11 protein-coding genes and 1 pseudogene are annotated in these 22,051 nt (G+C 45.9%); 10 read left to right on the plus strand and 2 right to left on the minus strand.

Annotated features, from left to right (window positions below):
- Positions 1–60 precede the first annotated feature (60 nt).
- Together HFV01_RS07170 and HFV01_RS07175 are read left to right on the plus strand one after the other, a co-directional pair.
- Complete coding sequence (locus HFV01_RS07170) at positions 61–1,299, plus strand: YncE family protein (protein ID WP_193520947.1); 1,239 nt, start codon at positions 61–63, stop codon at positions 1,297–1,299.
- A gap of 70 nt (positions 1,300–1,369) precedes the next feature.
- The gene (locus HFV01_RS07175) at positions 1,370–1,546 is read left to right on the plus strand and encodes a hypothetical protein (RefSeq protein WP_006624439.1); all 177 of its coding nucleotides are present in this window, start codon (positions 1,370–1,372) and stop codon (positions 1,544–1,546) included.
- A 440-nt stretch (positions 1,547–1,986) separates the two neighbouring features.
- Here the strand turns inward: HFV01_RS07175 and HFV01_RS07180 are convergent, their stop codons facing one another.
- The gene (locus HFV01_RS07180) at positions 1,987–9,468 is read right to left on the minus strand and encodes a procyclic acidic repetitive family protein (RefSeq protein ID WP_193520948.1); all 7,482 of its coding nucleotides are present in this window, start codon (positions 9,466–9,468) and stop codon (positions 1,987–1,989) included.
- Between the two features lie 660 nt (positions 9,469–10,128).
- On the minus strand, positions 10,129–10,821 hold the full coding sequence (locus HFV01_RS07185) for a response regulator transcription factor (RefSeq protein ID WP_193520949.1): 693 nt from the start codon (positions 10,819–10,821) through the stop codon (positions 10,129–10,131).
- Between the two features lie 90 nt (positions 10,822–10,911).
- Between HFV01_RS07185 and HFV01_RS07190 the strand changes: the two genes are divergently transcribed.
- From HFV01_RS07190 to HFV01_RS30260, 8 genes and pseudogenes are all read left to right on the plus strand, one after another.
- Complete coding sequence (locus HFV01_RS07190; protein ID WP_006624443.1) at positions 10,912–11,931, plus strand: ABC transporter ATP-binding protein; 1,020 nt, start codon at positions 10,912–10,914, stop codon at positions 11,929–11,931.
- Positions 11,932–11,969: 38 nt separating this feature from the next.
- Complete coding sequence (locus HFV01_RS07195; RefSeq protein WP_006624444.1) at positions 11,970–12,839, plus strand: ABC transporter permease; 870 nt, start codon at positions 11,970–11,972, stop codon at positions 12,837–12,839.
- A 124-nt stretch (positions 12,840–12,963) separates the two neighbouring features.
- Positions 12,964–13,569: pseudogene (locus HFV01_RS07200) on the plus strand (IS607 family transposase).
- Complete coding sequence (locus tag HFV01_RS07205; RefSeq protein WP_318286277.1) at positions 13,532–14,641, plus strand: RNA-guided endonuclease InsQ/TnpB family protein; 1,110 nt, start codon at positions 13,532–13,534, stop codon at positions 14,639–14,641. Before HFV01_RS07200 ends, HFV01_RS07205 begins: the two are co-directional and overlap by 38 nt.
- A gap of 43 nt (positions 14,642–14,684) precedes the next feature.
- Positions 14,685–15,041: a hypothetical protein gene (locus HFV01_RS07210; protein ID WP_006624446.1), complete on the plus strand. Its 357-nt coding sequence runs from the start codon at positions 14,685–14,687 to the stop codon at positions 15,039–15,041.
- 570 nt (positions 15,042–15,611) lie between these two features.
- Positions 15,612–16,742 (plus strand): calcium-binding protein, encoded by a 1,131-nt coding sequence (locus HFV01_RS07215; protein WP_193520951.1) that lies wholly within the window; start codon positions 15,612–15,614, stop codon positions 16,740–16,742.
- A gap of 190 nt (positions 16,743–16,932) precedes the next feature.
- Positions 16,933–20,895 (plus strand): tetratricopeptide repeat protein, encoded by a 3,963-nt coding sequence (locus HFV01_RS07220; protein WP_318286203.1) that lies wholly within the window; start codon positions 16,933–16,935, stop codon positions 20,893–20,895.
- Between the two features lie 103 nt (positions 20,896–20,998).
- Positions 20,999–22,012 (plus strand): tetratricopeptide repeat protein, encoded by a 1,014-nt coding sequence (locus HFV01_RS30260; RefSeq protein ID WP_318286204.1) that lies wholly within the window; start codon positions 20,999–21,001, stop codon positions 22,010–22,012.
- Positions 22,013–22,051 lie beyond the last annotated feature (39 nt).

The raw sequence follows: 22,051 nt of genomic DNA on the forward strand, positions 1-22,051 counted from the left end.
CCTAGCTGTCTAGTTTTTCAGGGTAAGTTTTTATTAGTCGTTTGGTGGTGTCAGGAGATTATGAACAAACTTAATAAATTCCATTTGATGTTGATGCAAAAATCCGGCAAAACCCTAATTATAGCATCCATCTCTCTAGTGGTGTTAACCTTAACCGCGATTCGATTGGCGGTAGCTGACTCAGGTTCTGATATTTTCAAATTAGGCGATCGCATAGATTTTCTACAGCAGAAATTAAGCAATCATAACTCATTAGATAACTCTGAATCTCAGGAAACCATCGCTTTTTTACCCCCACAACCTGGTCAATTTGAAATTATTAAGACTATCAAAAGTGATGATTTAACCCCCAAGTCTGTTGTTTATGCAGACCCCGGAATGTTCTTTGTACAAAATATGATGTATGAACATTCAATTGCTGTTTATAATCGTCAATTTGAGCAGGTTAAAAAAATTGCTGATCATGTGAATTTGTATAAGTTTGGTCATCGAGATTTTACCGCCGAAAAATACAAAGGTTCTCCCGTAGAAGCAGCAGTTTCTCAAGATGGCAAATTTGCCTATATCTCCAATTATCGGATGTATGGTCCTGAGTTTAATAATCCCGGTCATGATACCTGTTTACCATCAGACCAATTCGACCCTAGTTTTATCTATCGGATTAATACCGAAAATTTAACCATTGACAACGCCATTAAAGTCGGTTCAGTTCCCAAGTTTATCGCCGTTTCTCCCAATGGTAAATATGTCTTAGTAACTAACTGGTGTTCAGGGGATGTTAGCGTTATTGATACTGACATCAATCAAGAAATACAAAGGATATTTGTAGGCAGATTTCCCCGGGGAATTGCCATCTCTCCGAATTCTGAAACTGCTTATATAGCCGTGATGGGAACTTCCGATATTGCCAAAATAGACCTACAGGACTACTCAGTAAATTGGATGTATAACGTAGGTTTATATCCTCGCCATCTGGTTTTAGATTCCACCGGAAAATATCTATATGTTACCCTGAATGGTGATGATCATGTAGCCAAAATTGACACAGAAACCGGGGAAATTATCAGGAAAATTTTTACAGGTGCAGCCCCTCGTAGTATGGTATTATCAGATGATGATCAATTCCTCTATGTGGTGAACTATTACTCCCACACCGTTAGTAAAGTGCAAGCTGAGGATATGGAAATTATTGATACCATCACCGTAGGCTTAAACCCCATAGGAATTACTTACGACCCGAAAACTCGACAGGTGTGGGTAGCTTGCTATACGGGGAGTTTGGTGGTCATTCAAGATTAACAGATAAAGATTTCGGGAATTGGCGGTTTATCTCTTGTAGTCATCAGGTGTTGTCAGCCAGGAGTGAACTATGGAGGTCCTGACCGTTATTCCCAAAATGGCGATCGCCCTTGGGGTGGCAACTGTTTCGATGATATCACAAATACAGTTTCGCGGGACAGTTTCATCCCCCACAGAAGTTGGGGCGGAATATATTGTCTTTCAAACTTACCCAAATAATCAAGTTAGGGGTTTAGTTTATATTTAAAACTCCGATATTGGTTCATGTTTTGAAGGAGTTTTTAATTCCCAGCAAAGCCAAATCCAACATATCACCTATACTTACCCAGTCATTGGAAACAACCATGATGATGGTTGGGAGACTCATGTATCAGATGAAGCCCTAAATTTAAGCACCTTTTCCCACTCCTTTAATTCCTCAGAAATTAATGAAAATGTGCAAGCATGGTTTAATGAATGCTTAGAGGTCATCTCAAATCCCCTTGAATAGTGATTGATGATTACTTTCTCTCTCCCGTCAGTTAAACCGCCGTTACCTCCGGCTAATTAGGAGACAATCAACTTTCTAGGTTGCCGCTGATATACCCTCCAAAAAAGAGTGAGATTGAATCATCAACCTCACTCTAATTTAGCTGTTAATTGTCCGAGTCAGTTTCCCTATATCTCAAGGGAAACTTAACTGATATTTTACACAGAGAAGGCATCTACTTCATCGATAATGTCATCGATAATGTCATCGATATCATCAATGTCATCGATGGTACTGATGCCAGAGAAGGCATTAATCTCATTGATGGCTTGGAAGTTATAAACATCCAAGAAGGTCACCTGATTAATAGACCGAACTCCAGCAAACTCAATCAAAGCAGCAGAGTTTTCTTCCAGGTAAATATCCATTGCCATTTGCGGATTAGCTTCTAGGAACTCCTCACTGTAGGGGTCAATTCCCGCCAGCAGACCAGCACCGAACATATACTCTAAGCGCTGAGTAAAGGTAACGTCCTCAAAGGATTCCACACCAAAGAACTCAGCCACCTCTTCTTGCACATCTTCCGACTCGAAATATTGCTCAAAGCTGTAGATATCGGAAGTTTCGTTACCTTGTTCCAGCAGTTGACCGGTCAAAGCATCGAACAGTTCCGAATTATCAATCTCACCATCGTCATCTTGATCAAAATCAGCGAGATTTTCAGCCAAGAAATCAGCATATTGAGTCAGCGCCCAATTGAGATCGATGGTCGGTGCCGTGCTGAAATTGCCTTGCAAACTAAACTCAAACAGTTGTTGAGAATTAATGCGGAAGACATTTTCAATGCGATAGTTCTGAAGAATTTGTTCGCTCGCTTGTTGGCGGAAGAATTCAATATCAACAAATGGGCTGATATCGATGCCAAGTTCCGAGGCAATTCCCAAGTCAAAACTTTGCAAAATTGACAGATCCAGGTTGAAAATTTCCTCAACCGGGATACCAAAGAAGTCAGCAAAGACTTGGGGATATTGAGTGGCGATCGCATCATAATCAATGGCCACAAAATTAAACCCTTGTTCCAAACCTACCGTATAGGCGTGTTCAAGAATTTGTGCGCGAGTCAGACTCTCAGCACTGATTCCAAAGGTAGACTGCAAGGAAGCAGCATATTTAGTGCGGTAGAACTCGAAGTCAATTTGGGTCGAAAGACCACCATAGACATAATCCAGCACCAAAGAGCTTTCCAGGGAGGCAACTGCGCTAACATCAATGTTATAGGCTCGCGCGATGTCAACGGCGAACTGTTGTCGCAGAAAATCAACTTCCACAAATTCCACCGGGTTAATTCCCAATTGCCATCCTTGTCGGAAGGCAAAGTTAAACACCTGTTCAGAAGAAAGGGAACTAACATCAATCACACCAACATCATCACCATCAGCGGTAAAAGCAGCTTCTGCTGTTCCGCGCAACTTACTGCTAGCACTGCGACTTCCGCCGGACTGTACACTGGTTAGACGAACTCCAAATTCCTGACCCACAAACTGGTCTAGGCTCAATTCTTCACCATCTGCAGTAATCACAAACACTGTGGATTGAATATCATCCTGACCAATACCAGGAGTTCCGATTTGGACACCAGCATCAAATTTCAGCGGTGAAATCGAGGTATTTCTTACCCGTTTCACATCACCACTAAAGTTAGAATTGGTGACATCATCCCCAGATACAGACAGACTATCGAGAAGGCTACTATCTTCGATATTGAAGAACACACCGTTAATATCGGCGGTGGGTTCCACACCGTCAACTGTGAATTGAATGCCTCCTTCCACTTCTTCTAATGTCACCGTTACCTGTGCTTCTGCTCCGGTGAAATTCGACAATTCAACGACTACGGAATTAGGAGCCTGACCTTCTGGAATAGCTGGCACGAGGAAGGCTTGATAGAAATCAGCCAAGGCTTCTGCATTAGCTTCGGCATATCCTTGCCAATCAAAGGCTAGTGTTTGCAGGGTTTCAATTCCGGTAATGGTTTGGAACTCACTGCTGTAGAAAATTTCGATGAGTTGCTGATGGCTGAGGGATTCGCCTTCGTTAAGCTCAATACCCAGAGAATCCAACAACTGTGTTTGTACTTCTGCTGTAAACTGGTTGAATTGAGCATTCAGGAAGTTGACGTTAATCGATGAGAAATCGGTGTTAAACCAGTCAAGAATGGTGCTATCTGGCAGTTCCTGGGATGCGATCGCACTCATGAAAGTCTCACGGAGATAGTCAAAGTTGACAAATCCCTGAATGCTGACTTGTCCACTGAACATGAACCCATGAACTTGTTCTAAGGTCAGCTCTGTGACATCATCCACCTCAAACTGTTGGATTAAGGTTTCTGCATTCGCCTCAATGAATGCCTCGTAGTTGATAGCAGATAGCTCTATAGTCTGCTCTGCTTCCATCAGCAAGGCTTTGAATTCTTGGTTGTAGACCAAATTGATGATTTGAGCATCATTAAGCTCTACAATGGCTTCTATGGACTCCTCAAGAGACAGGCTCTCATTAACCTGTTCAATGGTAATGGTTGTCTCGGTCAGAAGTTGCTCAACTTGATAGCGAATAAATCCGACATCAGCAGTTAAGAAGTTCTCCTCGAAGGCTGCCAAAATCTCAGCATCTGTCAAGGGTTCGATTTCACCGCGTAGGACATCCTCAACGGTAATCGGATTTTCTTCTGTGCTGAATAAATCAGCGATCGCTTGAGCTTGAGAGGCTCGCAGATAGCTGTAGTTAACTTCAGACTGTACCAGTTCAATCTCGACATCCTCACCTAGAACCTCTTGGAATTCAACGCTAAACGCCAAAGTCACGATGTCTTCAGTGGTTAACTCATCCACAGATTCATATTCAGTCTCCAAGATGGTATTGACATCTTCTAGGCTGAAAACAGAAGCCTGGAACAGTTCCTCAAGCTGATAGGTGACAAACTCGATATCGATTTCTTCGGTTTGGGTAACGGTCTCGACATCGACCATCAACTGCTCGATGTAAGCCAGAACGTCCTCGGCTGCAAACACTGGACCGTCGTCGGAATCATCATCCTGGTCGTCGTCGTCGTCGTCGTCTTCGTCTTCGTCGTCGGAATCATCATCCTCGTCGTCGTCTTCGTCGTCGTCTTCGTCTTCGTCGTCGTCTTCGTCTTCGTCGTCGTCTTCGTCGTCGTCGTCGTCGTCGTCGGAATCATCATCCTCGTCGTCTTCGTCGTCGTCGGAATCATCATCCTCGTCGTCTTCGTCGTCGAGATCGTCATCATCTTCGCCGCCGACAACAGTTTCCCCAAGAAATTCAGCGATCGCCTCAGCTTGAGTAGAGCTAAAGAATTCGATAATTTCTTCTTGAGTAAATTCTCTCGCCGCGAATTCTTCAGGAGACAAATCGAAGAACTCAGCCAATTCAGTAGAGAATCGAGAAACGACAAAACCGATACTCAGTTCTGTTTGAACCAGACTAATCTCTAGGGAGAATTCAGCTTGAAACTCAGCATTGAGACCGAGGCTAACAATTTGTTCATCTGTGAGGTCATCAAATTCCTCAACAGGTTCATCAAGGATGGAATTAATATCCTCAAGGGAGAACTGTTCATCATCGAGAGACCGTTGCAATTGATATTTAACGTAAGCAATATCAACCTCAACAGATAAACCCTCAACAGTAGTCACCGAGTTAGTGATAAACCACTCTTGAGCCAGTTCCAGAGTCACATCATCGGCATCAATTTCCAGTTCGCTGGCAATTTCTTCCGACTGAGCCAGTAGAAACTCATCAAGCTGTTCATCAGAAACCGTGAGGACTTCCTCACCAGTAACGGCGGCGATATCAACTTCCAAAGTATGAGCGATCGCCGATGCAAAGACAGTCCGCACATAGTCAATATTGAGAGTTTCTTGGAAAAGTTGAATTTCCACATCACCGATAATTTCTTGGAAATCGGCATCAAACACCAAGGTAATCAGATGGCGATCGCTCAACTCATCCAAACCCTCAATTTCCGTCCCCAAAATCTCATTTACCTGTTCCAGGGTCAGGGTTTCATCTAGCAGTAACCCTTCCAATTGATTCTGAACATAAGCAGTATCAACATTCAGGAAAGAGAAACTTTCCAACCATGCGTTAACCGCCAGATCGCTGGAAACAATAGCCGCGTTGAAGGTTTCCCGAATATAGTCAATATTAAGCGCACCTTCAATGCTGAATTGTTGAACACCGATATTCAGCGCAAAATCACGGATCTGAGTTACCGAAAGTTCATTGATGGAACTTACCCGGAAAAATTGTGCGATCGCAGTTTCCGCCGCCGAACCATGTTCTTCCAAGTACGCTTCAACATTAAACCAGTGTAGGGAACTGACACTAACCTCCTGTTCATAGAGATACTCTACAATTTGGAGTTTAGTAACTTCGCTGATGCTTTCCACCCCAAAAGTCGCTTCGACATCTCCAGTAAAAGTAAACCGGAAGTAGTCATAATCAACTATCTGAGACAAGCCACCATAAATAAAATCGAGAACCACATTAGTGCTGAGAGTTTCTACGTTTTCCACACCGTAGAATTCTATTAGCAAGCTGCTGTACTCTTCCCGCAGAATTTCCAGTGCTTCCTCATCTACCACTTCAGCCAGGCTCAGACCCTGCTCTAAAGCCTGACCAACCACAAAACGATAAATTTGCTGTTCACTGAGAACCGCTACATTTGTCACTTGATAAAAAGCTGTCAGTTGGGCCGCATATTCAGTCCTGACAACCTCAAGATTAAACGGAGTTAGGGTATTTTCAACATCAAAGCCTTCCGTAAATAGATAGAGGCGAACCTCATCATCAGTCAGAGTTTCCAGCGTCCGACCTAAAGACTGTGCCTGTTGTTCCAGTGCCGCTCGATATTTAATTTTAGCAAACCGGATGTTAATAGCAGGCGCTGCATCCCCAAACACAAATTGAACTACATTTTCATCCGTAAAATCTTCGCCAAAAGTAGCCGTGAGAGCCTCCGAGAAAATAGTCTGGTAATAGTTGACATTAACCACATTAACCAGCTCATTAACCCGTCCCGAAACTCGGCTTTGATTGATGACGAACGAGTTAACTTGAGTATCGATCAGAAACCTGACATCCGAAACTCCGAAAAATGCTTGCAGTTCAGTCCCAAATAATCGGCGAATTTCAGCCAAGTTAATAGGAGTAGGATTAACACCCAAATTTGCTCCCGCACCCAACGTGAAAGAAATCACCTGTTCCGAACTTAAAGAATTAACCTGTTCTACCTCAATTTCGTAGAACTCAGCCAGTTGTTCAGCATATTGAGTCACCACATAGTTAACATCAACCTTAACATTAGCTTGAATGCTGTTGATGACCTGCTGATTAGACAGTTGTGTAGCGCTCTCAACATTGAAAAAGTCCTGAACTTCTTGCGATTGGCTTTGTTGCACGAAATCCAGATGTACAAACACAGAAGGATTAACGTTTTCTGGTAAGCCTTCCCGTTGAATAAATGCCAGCACTTCCTGCTGAGTAGCACCTTCTCCCAGAGCTGCAGTGATTCGTTCACCATAGATAGATTGCAGATAGCTAAAACCTAATTGAGCCGAGGTATTTAACCCTTCTTGCAAACCAATGGTATTTACAAAGGTAAATACTTGAGAGTTGGTGATTTCGGCAATTTCAACACCAAAAAATGCTTCTAAACGCTGGCGATGAACTGCTCGGAAGTAGTTGAGACTTACTAAGGTAGAAGGAGTGACTCGTTCTAAACCCTCGTCGGAACTGATAAACCGCACAATCTGAGCATTAGTCAGGTTAGCAATTTCTGTCCCAAAGTGGGATTCAATAGCTGTCACCGACTGCTGATTTGACAGTATGAAATTCAAATCAATCAGAACTGACGGACTCTGACCCTGTTCCAGACCAACTTCAACAATGTAACTGAACAGTTGAGCATTAGTAATATTCTCAATGGAAGTCCTAAAGAAGGCTTCTATTTGGCTGCTGTAGGTGGCTTGAAAGTGAGCAAAGTTTATATTCGGACTGGGGGAAAATCCACGCTCTAAGCCTTCCCCTTCTATGAAGTTGACAATTTGCAGGTAACTTAGCTCTTCAACAGAGCTTACGCTGTAAAATTCGGTTAATTGCTGACCAAAAGTCCTTACATAAAACTGGATATCGACAAAAGGAGATGGGTTAATCCCGGCTTCTAAAGCATTCTCATCTAGCCAATCTAAGAGTTCCCGAGTGGAAATCGTGGTAACATCTTGAACCCCGAAAGCTATTCGTAACTCAGCTTCATAGGTGGTCAGAATGTAATCTACATCCAGAACAACGTCTAATGGTAATTCGGGTTCTTCCGGTTCGGGTTCGGGTTCGGGTTCGGGTTCGGGTTCGGGTTCGGGTTCGGGTTCGGGTTCCGGTTCGGGTTCGGGTTCGGGTTCGGGTTCGGGTTCCGGTTCGGGTTCGGGTTCCGGTTCGGGTTCGGGTTCGGGTTGCTCTGCTATAGGAGGTATTACCGGTAATGGGGGTATCTGTGGAATCTCGGGTGCTGTAGCATCGATATCATCATCGACATCATCATCGACATCATCATCGATATCATCATCGACATCATCATCGATATCATCATCGACATCATCATCGACATCATCATCGACATCATCATCGACATCATCATCGACATCATCATCGACATCATCATCACTCTCAAGAATTAAAGCGAGATTACTTTCTATTTGAGCAAACAGTTCCGAGATATTGATTTCAGTTAAACTGCTGAGGCTGAGAGTTCTTAAAACCTGGGAAACCGAGAAGGAAAGACTAAACTCGCGCCGTTCAGAAATACCGAATCTTACCCAGTGGTCGATCGCATTAATTTCCCCACTTTCAACAAAGGGAACTAAATCGGGGTTGAGTTGCAGGTATTCGCTCACATCAAAGATATTGCTAAACTGCCGATTTTCAGACCGACCCCTGGTGATAAAATGACTAAAGGCACTAATTTGTATACCTAGGTTAGCTGATTCTTGCAGTAACTGACTAACGTCTGGGTTAAGTTGTAGGTAGGTATTGGCATCAAATACTCGGCTAAAACGGCGATTTTCAAATTGTCCAAAACCCAAAAAGTGAGCAAACTTACTAACTAAAGTTTCCTGGGTAATAGCAGCCAAGTCTGGATTCGCTTCTGCATAAAAACTGGCGCTAAAAAAGTCGCTAAATTCTCGAGCTTCATTCAGACCAAAATCCAAGAAGTGACTGAAGGCTTCTTCACGATTGATGACTAGGGAAAGGTCCGTGTTTTTCTCTAGGTATCGAGTCACACTGAAGAAAGCACTAAATTCGCGACCTTCAAATTTCCCAAATTCGAGAAAATGCTCCCGTGCATTAAACTGAAAACCCGCTGATTCTAATTCTAATTTAAACTGTGCGAGGTCAGGGTTTTGAGCTAGATATACTTCCTCATCAAACAGTTGTTCGATAATAAAGTCCCGAAGATTTACTACTTCACTCAGCGGATTGACAGGGGTGGCTGTGGTAGTAACTTCTACCGCCGGATCATCTACACTTTCTGTAGGCAATAAAAACGGAGTTTCTGCCTCTAAATCGTCGAAAATATCATCTATTTCCTCATCTTCTAGGAAGACTGTTGTCAAAAGTTCTTCGTCCATGCTAGAAAAATCCTCAATTGGAATAATTAACAATCAATGGTTTAGTTCAAATTTAACCCATCTGTGATCTGGTAAATCACTTAGAGTTATCATCTGAGGCTCACAACAGCCTATAATGCTGTAACGGCATAATCGGGGATAATCACGTCCTCAATGTACCACTAAGCAGTCAGATGGGTTGTAGTCCAACTTCTGAGCAATGGGAACAGATGGCCTCCTGTTAATATACAGATAGTTCCAGAACGACAAGTTGACATGGTGTAATATACCATTAGATCAGTTTTATGTGATCTTGAGCTGGGGTTGGTCGCCAAGGAACTTGGCTGATCAGCAATCCGAGGGTTTCCGGTTTGTACCCCTCATTATAAGGGTATTGTTTAAGATATCCATGAAGTCTTGGTCAGAAAATTATTAATCTACAAAAGTGCGATCGCTTTACCATAGCACAACTCGCACAAAACCCGAAAAAAGGATTTTATGCGTAGGCAATTAGGGGCTAATTTGAGCTTGGACACACCCTTTAATTATCAAACTAAATTGGAAGTGGGATGAATTTTAGGTTAACCCCTAAACAATCTGAATCGAGCCAAACAATTATAAACAAGATGATCGCTCCGGATCAATTGTTCCCCAAAAAATGGCAGATCATATCACCCACTGTCAAATTTGACTGGAGGAAGCGGGGGAAGTAGATAACCGATAACCCATCCCTCTCACTGTTTCAATGCGATCGCTTCCCAATTTTTTCCGCAGATACCCCACATAAACATCAACGATATTAGAGCCGGGGTCATAATCATAACCCCAAACTTGATCAAGTAACTGTTCTCGACTAAGTACCTGTTCCGGGTGACGCAGAAAAGTCTCCAATAGGAGAAATTCTTTAGCGGAAAGTTGGAGAGTGCGATCGGCCACCTGTACCTCACGAGTGTACAAATTCAAGCAGATATTAGCGGTGGAGAGAGTTTTATCATCATCAGCATTTTTAGAGGGTTGGTTGCGGAGTCTAGCGCGGACTCTAGCCAGCAATTCAGCGAAGCGAAAGGGTTTAGTCACATAATCATCAGCCCCCGCCTCCAGACCCGCCACCTTGTCGCTGAGGTCATCCCTAGCGGTGAGGATGATAATGGGTAAAGTTTCCCCCTGACCGCGCAATTCTTTTAAAATCTGGAAACCGTCGCGGTCAGGAAGTCCCAGGTCTAGGATCAGCAAATCAAAGTTCTGGCTACACGCCTGCTCTAAAACATCTTGTCCACTATTAGCGATCGCAGTGGTAAAACCACTAGCCCGCAGTCCCTTTTCCAAAAAAGCAGCTATCCGGGGTTCATCTTCAGCAATTAAAATCCGGCTCATGGTACAAGGCCTTTAGTTAACTAACTAATACGGGCGACTGTTAAAATGTTGAGTAATGTAAATATGGGCAGCACCTAGCTTAATTGTGACATGACTCCTGCCGTTCTTATCCAAAATCTCCAAAAACGTTACGGCTCAGTAGAAGCCGTGAAAGACATTTCCTTAGAAATTCAGCCAGGGGAAATTTTTGGCTTGCTTGGTCCTAATGGCGCTGGTAAGACCACCACCCTGCGATCGCTGTGTACCTTAATCACTCCCGACGCTGGAAAATTAGCGGTTTCGGGAATTTCAGTTCTCGAGGAGCCGAAATTAGTGAGACAGCGCCTTGGCTATGTAGCCCAGGAAGTAGCCATTGATAAAGTTCTCACAGGTCGGGAACTGTTGCAACTACAAGCCTCCTTGTACCATATCCCCCGTCCTCGCATCAAAGATCGCATTGAAACTGTGTCCAATTTGCTAGGCTTGGGGGAATGGATTGATCAAAAAACCGGGACTTATTCTGGGGGTATTCGTAAGCGTTTAGATCTCGCTTCTGGACTTCTGCATCAACCTGATGTTTTGGTCCTTGATGAACCGACTGTCGGGTTAGATATTGAAAGTCGGGTGGTAGTGTGGGATTTCCTGCGACAATTGCGAGAACAAGGAATCACAGTGTTGATTACCAGCCATTATTTAGAGGAAATAGATGCTTTAGCCGATCGCGTCTCCATCATTGATAAAGGGGTAGTAATTGCCACCGGAACCCCCTCCGAATTGAAAGACAGAGTAGGAGGCGATCGCATTACCCTGAGAATTAGGGAGTTTTCCCCCTTATCAGAAGCCCAAGCCGCCAAAGCCCTATTAGAGCCGCTTCCCTGTGTCCAAGAGGTAATCATCAATCAGGCTCAGGGAAACTCTCTTAACCTCGTAGTTGCATCCCAAAATGATGCCCTATTTACCATTCAACAAGCCCTTAAAGATGCTGGCTTACCCACCTTTGGGATAGCACAATCTCGCCCTAGTTTAGATGATGTCTATTTAGCGGCGACAGGTCAAACCCTAATGGATGCAGAAATAGCCGCCGTCGCCACTCGCGACCCCAAAGCCGAGAAAAAACGCAATATGCGTTAACTTGTCTAAAATAACCTGTTAATGGAGACTTGCCAACCATGAGTAGTACCAGCATTAATCAGTTATCAACCGCTGAAATTAGACCCGAAAAAACCAATGATATCGCCGATTTTGTGCAGGAAACAGCGGCTTTAACCCGTCGTTTATTTATTCAATTAAAGCGACGACCATCAACCCTAATAGCCGGAGTAATTCAGCCATTAATGTGGTTGATTCTGTTCGGTGCATTATTCCAAAATGCCCCCCAGGGCTTATTTGGAGAAACTGATAATTATGGTCAGTTTTTGGGGGCGGGAGTGATTGTCTTTACCGCTTTTGCGGGGGCTTTAAATGCCGGATTACCGGTAATGTTTGACCGAGAATTTGGGTTCCTTAATCGGCTCCTAGTAGCGCCTTTGGCTTCCCGGTTTTCCATTGTTTTAGCCTCGGCGATTTATATTGTCACCCTCAGCTTTATTCAAACGGCGGCGATTGTCACTGTCGCGGCATTTATCGGGGCGGGATTGCCAGGAATTGCCGGATTAGCAGTAATTGCCCTGGTGGTGTTATTGTTGGTTTTGGGGGTAACGGGTTTAAGTTTAGGTCTGGCTTTTGCCCTCCCTGGTCACATTGAACTAATTGCGGTGATTTTTGTGACTAATTTACCGCTATTATTTGCTAGTACCGCCTTAGCGCCTCTGTCATTTATGCCTCGGTGGTTACAGGTGGTGGCTACCCTGAATCCATTAAGTTATGCGATCGAGCCAATTCGCTATCTTTATACCCATGAGAGTTGGTCTTTCGGTAGCGTGGTCATGGCGGCTCCTTTTGGTAATATAACTTTTGGGGTGGCTTTGGTGGTATTGTTGGCGTTTGCGATCGCCTCCTTATTAATCATTCAACCCCTGTTACGCCGTCGGTTTGCTTAATAGTCTGACCAATGCTTAAATTGCCATACCTCTTCTGTACAGGAGAGGTATGATTTCATCTCAAATTAGGTTAATATTTTAGGGCAATAGGGTCTAATAAGCGAGAATAGTTGAGGATAAACCTATTGCCAGATATGTGAAACCCAAGGAAGCGGCCCAAATCCTTGGAGTCCATGAAAGAATACTCCAAGGATGGGACAAAAATGGCTCAATCGAGACCATCAGAACTCCTGCTGGGCAACGACGATACAACGTTGAGTCTTATGCTCCCTTCTCAGGCAGTGACAAACGCAAAGTCGTTATCTATGCCAGAGTTAGTAGCCGCGCCCAGCAGTCCGACCTCAACCGACAGGTAGCCGCACTGTCCAACCTCTACCCCGAAGCAGAAGTCGTCTCCGAAAACGGAGGCGGGCTCAACTTCAAGGGAAAGAAAATGCTGGCCTGACTGGGACATCATTTGTCAGGAGATGTCCGCATGGTTGTCATTGCCCACCCAGACCGACTGGCAATATGGGGATTTGACTTGTTTCGATGGCTCTGCGAACAAAACAGGTGTGAACTCGTGGTTCTCAATCGGACAAGTCTCAGTCCAGAACCAGAAATGGTTGAGGACATCCTCGCCATCCTCTACGGCTTTAGCTCCCGACTCTTCGGAGCAGGTAAATACAAAACTCAGGTCAAAGAAGATCCGGATTTACCCCAGCCCCGAGCTAAATCAAGTCTGGCGTAAATGGCTGGCGGCTTGTCGGTATTGCTACAACCAAGCAATTGCTTTGCAGAAAAGCGGTAAACGACTAAGCAAATTGAAGTTACGCAACGAAGTGATGCAGAGCGATTTGCCAGAGTGGGTCAAAGAAACGCCTTGTCACATCCGGCAAAATGCAATATTCGATGCCCATCTTGCCTTTTCAGCCAGTCCTGGCGCAAGGTTTAGAAGTTGTCGGGATAGTTCTCAAGCCATCAAGTTTAATGATGCTAATTTCTCTTCAGGAAGTTGGTATCCAAGACTGACGAAAGGATTAACTTTCAAGGTTTCCGAACCTATTCTATCGACTTGCGATCAAGGAACCCAGCTAGTCTTTTCTAAAGGACAATGGTTTGCGGTTTTCCCTAAACCTGTTGCCGTTACCCCAACTGAAGCTACTGGCGTGATTGCATTAGATCCGGGCGTCCGAACTTTTATGACTGGGTTTGATGGTTCAAAATTTCTGGAATTTGGTTCTGGAGATATTGGACGCATCACTCGATTGTGCCAACATCTGGATGATTTGATGAGTCGGATTGCCTCATGTCCTAGCAAAAAACGGCGACGGCGCATGAGGCGGGCTGCTCAACGGATGAGAATCAAAATCCGCAATCTAATTGATGAGGCCCATAAACAAATTGCCCATTATCTGACTCGTAACTATAGCCTGATTTTCCTGCCCACCTTCGAGACTTCCGATATGGTTGCCAAGGCGAAGCGGAAAATCAAATCCAAGACTGCCCGCGCCATGCTGACATGGGCGCATTATCGATTCAAACTAACCCTGAGACATCAAGCGGAAATAACTGGAACCACAGTTGTAGATGTGACGGAAGAATACACCAGCAAAACCTGTACTCACTGTGGTCATGTGCATTCCCAGCTAGGTGGCTCAAAAGTGTTCCGATGTCCTGAGTGTGGGTTCACTCTACCCAGGGACTGGAACGGTGCTTTTGGAATCTTTCTAAAAGTTTTGCGGGATACCGCCTCTGTTACCTTAACGGGTAATAGTGCTATCGTCGCATTGTCAGGCAATAGCCGGATAAATGTCGCGTAAATGTATCAGGTATGATTACAGTAGTTGTTGGAATCTGATAGTCATGATGAAATTAACACCTTTGAAATTTACCCTAGGTTTGAGTATTTCTGCGATCGCTACTTTCGGCTTCGGGTCTGCGGTTCAGGCAGCACCGGAATTAATCGCCCAAGCCACCATTAATCCCCTGCAAGATTTTGATAGTCGTAATAGCACTACCGACTCCTCCAATACCCTTAATCAGCGGACATTGTTTGATATTCTCCACAGTGTCCAGCAAGGTCGGTTTGATATGAATGGGGAATTCATCCAAAATCAACAAAATCAAAATATCCAAGATGCGGCGGCGGAATTTCGCCAAAGACAACGCCAGGCGATCGAACTTCAACCCAGCCTAGAACCCACGGCAGAAGTTGAGTAAAACCTATTGGGGAGGGGTTGTAGAGAATTAATCGCCCTATTTAATGATTAATTTGACCACAGCCTCCCCCGATGATATTAGACATTGATAAATTATCTGTGATTCATCCATTTTACAAAAACTTCTCATTCTGGCTAAATCCTTTACAGTAGCTTGATGATATCTAGCATTTTTGGGGAGCCTCAAACCACAACTTCCCCTGGAAAAGGGCTATTGATGGGGAACTATGATTTTGCCGGCAAGTGTAACAGTCAAAAATAGACCTGGTATTGATATATCATAAGAATTCAACCGAACTGTCAGGATTATCGGTCAAAGAGCATGAACCAAATGTCATCGCCATATTATTGACAATAGCTAATGTAGCTGTTACATTTGTTTTGTGATATGAAAACCCGAAGAGCATGATTTGCCTCTCTAGTTTGCATGAGCGTAAATGGCTGATTCATGTTTCTATTATGGAGACTTGCACCGCCACATAATAGGGTGATTGAGCAATCTAGTGGTTGCTTATGTGATTGATTTTTAATTTTTTGACCACAACCGTGTATCTACCAGGAATGAATTACCATGACCGCCGAATTAATACCTAACCCCACACAGCCCGAAAGTAGCAGGCCCAACCCGAATGCGATCGATGGTGGCTTAATCATCGAAGGGTTTATGAACCAGGAGAACCGCCTCATAGGTACCGGAGGTAGTGATTTGATCGCTGGTGGGGACCTGAATGATGTGATATATGGGGGGGACGGGGGCAATAATACCCTATCTGGAGGTGCGGGAGATGACATCATTTACGGAGGTAAGGGAGATGACCTAATTTATGGTGGTCAGGGAAATGACATCATCTACGGCGGGGAAGGTAAGAATACAATCTCCGCTGGAGAAGGGAATAACACCCTATTGGGAGGTGCGGGAGATGACCTCGTTTATGGTGGTAAGGATGATGACATCATTTATGGGGGTAAGGGCAGTGACACAGTCTATGCTGGAGAAGGCAATAATCTGCTGTTTAGTAACCTGGGAGATGACCTCGTGTATGGTGGTCAGGGAAATGACATCATCTATGGAGGTCAGGGAGATGACATCATCCACGGCGGGGAAGGCAATAATACCCTGTTGGGAGATAAGGGTAATGACCTAATTTATGGTGGCACTGGTAACGATACTATTTACGGTGTCGAAGGTAATAACACCATACTTGGTGGACCTGGAAATAACCTGATTTTTGGTGGTAAGAATGATGATGTTATCCATAGCGGTAAAGGGGATAACACCGTTTATGGTGGTCAGGGGAACGATCGCATTTCTGCCGGGAAAGGTAATAGCCTTCTGACCGGGGGTAAAGGATCTGATACCTTTAGCTTAGTTTCTAGTGACCCCGATAAGGAGTCCTTCAGCATTCAAGAGTTGTTTGGACTCGACACCATCACAGATTTTACTGTGGGTGAAGATCGCATCCAATTAGATGCGGATATTTTTGATGCCTTGGGAGGGGCGGAAAACCTCGCTGATAGTGAGTTTACCACAATTGCCAACTTTGATCCGACTAATCCCACCAATACCGGAGGGGCTAACCTAGTTTATAATTCCACCAGTGGCGTTTTGTACTACATTGACGGCACTGGACAAGCCATTCCGATTCTGAATTTAGGAGAAGGGTTAGATGACCTCGACTCCGACAGCTTCGATTTAATCTAGTAGCTGGCTGGGTGCTAGGTGGAGATATTTTTCTTAACTGAAATTACCATATTTTTGGTAATGTATTAAGATTTATGAAATTTTGCCGGATAATAGTGGGGGTAGTTTAGGCTACATACGTGGCTGTTAATTTAACTAATTATTAATTGTGAAAAAAGTAAGTATTTATACACACAAAAAACGATGAATTATGAGGATTAGTAACCAGTCAACAAACCAACCATCCCCAGCGGCTCAGTCCCTAGCCGAGCGAGGTTTATGGTGTCAGCAGCAGAAAGATTATGGGAAGGCGGTAGATTGGTATAAAAGGGCGTTAGAGGTTTATTTTCCTTGGGCGGAGGTACATTATAATCTGGGATTTGTCTTAGAAAAATTGGGAGATGTAGAGGATGCGATCGCCTGTTACCGTCAAGCGATAATCCACAAGCCGAACTACACCAACGCCTATTATAACTTAGGGTTAATCCTACAACAGTCAGGGCGAGAAATCGAAGCGATCGCCGCCTATCAAAGCGCGATTTATCTGGAACCAGAAACCCCCATGCCTTATAGTAATTTAGGGGGTATTTTAGTAGGAAGAGGGGAATATCAAACCGCCTTAGAGATTCTCGGAGCCGCCCTCAAAAAGTGGCCGCAGACAGCCAGCCTCCATAATAACCTCGGTCGATCGCTATTAGGAAAACAGGATGGGGATAGGGCGATCGCCGCCTTTTTAAAAGCCGTACAACTGCAACCGGACAGTGCCATAATTCAACATAACCTAGGGAAAGCCCTGCAACAACAGGGAAGCCATATAGCCGCCCTAGAGTGCTTCCAAAAAGTGTTAAGCCTAGCGCCAGAATTTCCGGGTATCCATAGTGATTTAGCCTGGTCTCTGATGGAATTAGCAGATTTTCCAGAAGCGATCGCCCATTTAAAAGAAGCCATTAAAGGGCAGGAATTCCTGTTAACCGCCTATATAACCCAAAGTGAAAACCAAAGCGTTGACGGCAGTTTAGGAGAAGCCCAAAAAGCCTGCGCCCAGCTACTACAAGCACTCAACCAAAACGATATATCCGTGAGTGTGATCAAACTAGCCCAAACCTACTTTCACTTAGGTCAAGCCTTAGCAGAATACCAGAACTTTGGAGCCGCCGAACAATACTATCAAAAAACCCTGAAACTGCAACCAGACTTCACCGGCGCCCATTTAGCTTGGGGAGACATTCTGAGGGAACAGGGTCGTATCAAAGAAGCCCAAAAACATTATAACCAGAGTTTAGAACTATTAACCGCCGAACCCGAAACCAACCCACCCCTATCTCAACCCATTCCCGACCTACCAGAGTTACCCCCGGCTGACCCCGACCTACCAGCCTGTCAGGGATTAGACTGCCATCCTTGCCTAAAGCCGATTATAGAAAACTTTTCCCCCCAACAGGTAGGCAGCCATCAATACAAATTGAAACCCCCAGCGCCCTTACCTTTATGGAACATCACCGGAAACGTGACCATTTTACCCCAGGGGCGGGCGATTGTTGATCCGCGTCGCAATTGGTGGAAAGTCTGTAACGCCACCGCCATAATTAACGCGGAAGGGGAGATGCTGCCGCCATTTTCCCGATTTTATCCTACCCCCTTACCAGGTTGCCGTAACCATGACCCTCGCCGCCACCCAATTTTTGCCAAGGATGGACTCACAGAAGCAGAGGCGATCGCCGGAACTGTTGCGGTAGTATCAGGAATATCGGGTAGTGTTTACTTTCACTGGATGGTTGACGTACTGCCGCGATTAGAAATTTTGCGACAGGCTGGCTACAATTGGCAGGATATCGATCGCATTGTAGTGAACAGTATCCGTCACCCCTTCCAACGAGAAACCCTGCAACGGTTAGGTATACCAGAATCCCAAATAGTCGAAAGCGACATTCACCCCCATATCCAAGCAGATCAGCTTTTAGTTCCTGATTTTGCCGGACCCGTAGGCTATCCACCACCGTGGGTGTTAGCTTGGCATCGTCGGACTTGGCTACAGGAGGAAACCGCAGGGGTTAACCTTAACTCAGAGGGCTTTCTGGAACTCTCTGACCCACAGAAATCTAAATTAGGTGATGAAAAACCACCAAAGCTCATCTATATCAGCCGTCATAGCGCCAAATATCGGCGGTTGTTAAACGAAGAGGCGATCGCCTCCCTATTGCAGCAGCGGGGATTTACCACCATCAACCCCGAAACCCTATCTGTAGCCCAACAGGCTCAAGTATTTTCCCAGGCGAAAGTCATTGTCGCATCCCACGGTAGCGGGTTAACCAATTTAATTTTCTGTCAGCCTGGAAGCACCATCATTGAACTCATGTCTCCCCACTACATTCGGCCTTACTTTTGGGGGTTAAGTAGGCAAGTGGGACTCCATCACTACTACATCACCGGAGAAGCCTTAGACTGCTATCCCCTCCGACAACTGATGTATCCTACTGCCTTAACAGAAGATATCTGGATTAACCCAGAGACCTTGCTAGAGTTGCTAGATTCTATACTCGCCACCGATACAGCCAGCCTCCCGACTTCTAGCCAGAAAAATGATCTCACCCAGCCATCAATGTCTAAGGTTACTATGATCAATTTTCCCAATTTAAGCGAAACCGCCCTAGCCGCCGGGTTTCAGAAACAAGCTGAATTTCATCTCCAAGGGGGTGACATTGATGCAGCCATAGCCGCTTGTGAACAGGCGCTTCACCATGACCCTAATTCTGCCATCACCTGTCAGTTGTTGGGTAAAGTTTGGCAACAGCGGGGCGATGAATATTGGTCAAGATATTGGTATCAAAGGGCGCAGGCTCTTGGTTATAGGGAATCTGTGGTTGAGAGGAAAGACCCCCCCCAACCGGAAAGCCCAAGTCAGGGGAAACCAGAGATTCCTCAAGCCCCAGAGGAGCCACCATCGGATATGGTGGCACAGGTAGAAGCGAATTTGCAGGAAAAACAATTTCAGCAGGCTTTGAGTCTGTGTCAGCAGGCTCTGGCATTAGACCCCGAGGCGGCGAATATTTACCCCCTGTTGGGTAAGGCTCTGTTGGGGTTGAAACGATTATCGGAGGCGGTGGCTGCTTTTGAGAAGGCGGTGCAGTTGAACCCCGCAGATGCCACAATTCACACGAATTTGGGAAGTCTCTATGCTCAAATGCAACGCTGGGAACAGGCGGTAAAATGCTATGAAAGGGCGATCGCTCTCCAACCGAACTTGGTAGCGGCTCATCGGAATTTGGGTAAAGTATGGCAGAAGTTGGGACAACCTCAGCAAGCCCTTAGTTGTCGATATCAGGCTTTGATTTTGCAGCCAGACCAGGGGGAAGCCTCGGAGTTTTTGGCGGTGGGTAATAGCCTTTTACAAGGTGGCAGACTCCAGGAGGCTGAGGTGTGTTATCGCCAGGTGGTCAGGCGATCGCCCCACGATTCCCAAGCCTATCACAATTTGGGGGAGGTTCTCTCGGCTCAAGGTTTGTGGTCCCAAGCGGAAGCCGCCTATCGGCGCGCGGTGGAGTTGCAACCGGACTCTTTTGAATCTCGCAATAGTTTGGGACAAGCCCTGGTGGCTCAAGAAAAGTGGGATGATGCGATCGCCTGTTATGGTCGCGCCCTGGAACAAAATCCCCGCCTGTTGATGGCTTTGGAAAATTTGTCTAAGGCTTTACGCCATAGTAACAAGACCTTACCTTCTAGTCAGGGGCGTTGGTTAAGTTTGATTGCTGGGCGACAAATACCCGAAGAGTTGCCACCGCCAGGGGGTGGGGCTTTTGCGCCGCCAGATGTAGATGTAGCCTTGGAAAGGGCCACGGAGTTATATCAGCAAAAACGCTATCAGGCTTGCGTCCAGCAGTGTCAGCAGGTGGTGCAGTGGCGACCGAGGGAAGCCAGAGCATATAGTCTCTGGGGGAAGGCTCTGGTCGGTTTGGAGGCTTATGGTAAGGCGCTACGCTGCTATCGACAGGCGATCGCTTTGGAACCGAAAAATGGCCTATGGCATCAGGAGTTAGGGGAATTGTGTCTGCAAGTGCGACGCTACCCAGAGGCGATCGTCAGTTTACAGGAAGCTGTCAAATTAAAACCCCATCCCCGCATTTATCGCAGTCTAGCCAGCGCCTGGGGAGCCTTGGGTAAAGAAGGGGCGGGTTGACAAGGCTGGCTGGTCGGAAGCATGGCTGACCGTGGAACCCGCCCCTACAGGACTGTTTGTTTGAAGCTATCCAGGCGAAACCGGAACTGGCTTCCCTGGGGGAATGTTTGGTTGGGATAGGGGGTTATGGCGTAGGGGGCAGAAAACTCAGGCGATCGCTTGTTATCAGGTGGCTGTTACTACCCACCCCCACAGTGCTAAGGCTCATCAACAGTTAGCCGAAGCCCTCTATCATTTAGGGCGACAGGGAGAGGCGATGACCTATTATCGTCGCGGATTTGAGTTAGCCGAACGTCGGGAGCCTACACCCCCCCGACAAGTTCAGCCACAACCACCTTGGTGGGAGCGTTTTCCCGGTTTCGGTTGGCTGAGAGGGAACCGCAGAAGGCTTCCTATAGGGGAAGATTATCAATCTCCGTTACCTACTTCCCACCACCAGATTTTACCCTCTCCACCCGTGGCGGTTTTGCCCCCGGTGCAATCTGTGAGTTCCCCGACAGCAGACACCCAGAAACCTCCTCAGCGGCGGGTAGAAGAACCTGTAACCCCCCCAAATCACATCCCTATGGGGGGGGTGGCTTCTGCATCACCACCGGGTCAACCAGGCTGGGAAGAGGCGATCGCTGCAGCCACAGGGGAAAATTGGCAGGGCTGTGTTGATATTTGTCGCCACCTGCTCGAGAGGGAACCGGAACGCCTGGAGGTGTTGCAGCTATTAGCCCAGGCTCTGGAAGCCTTGGAGCAATGGTCTGATGCCGCTGGGGTCTACCAAAAAGCGGTGGCTTTGGCTCCTGAACATGGGGAAATGTGGGTGCATTTGGGGGATGTTTATGTGGTTATGCAGGCTTGGGAGCAGGCGATCGGCGCTTATCAAAAGGCAGTGGCTCTGGCTCCCGATTTGGTCTCAGTTTGGGAGGTGTTGGGGAACCTGGAGTTGGGACGAGAAAATTGGTCGGAGGCGGCGGAAATTTATCGCCGGGTGCTGGAGTTGAATCCCAACAGTTGGGAGGTTTATCATAAGTTGGGTGATACTCTCCAGGAGTTGGGTCGCATTGATGAGGCGATCGAAGCCTTCCGGCGGGCCACGGAGTGCGCCTCGGGAAAGGCAGGGGGATGAGAATGATTAAAATTTGTAAAAGAATGAAAGCGATCGGGT

The organism is Limnospira fusiformis SAG 85.79, from assembly GCF_012516315.1.
GTDB classification, from domain to species: domain Bacteria; phylum Cyanobacteriota; class Cyanobacteriia; order Cyanobacteriales; family Microcoleaceae; genus Limnospira; species Limnospira fusiformis.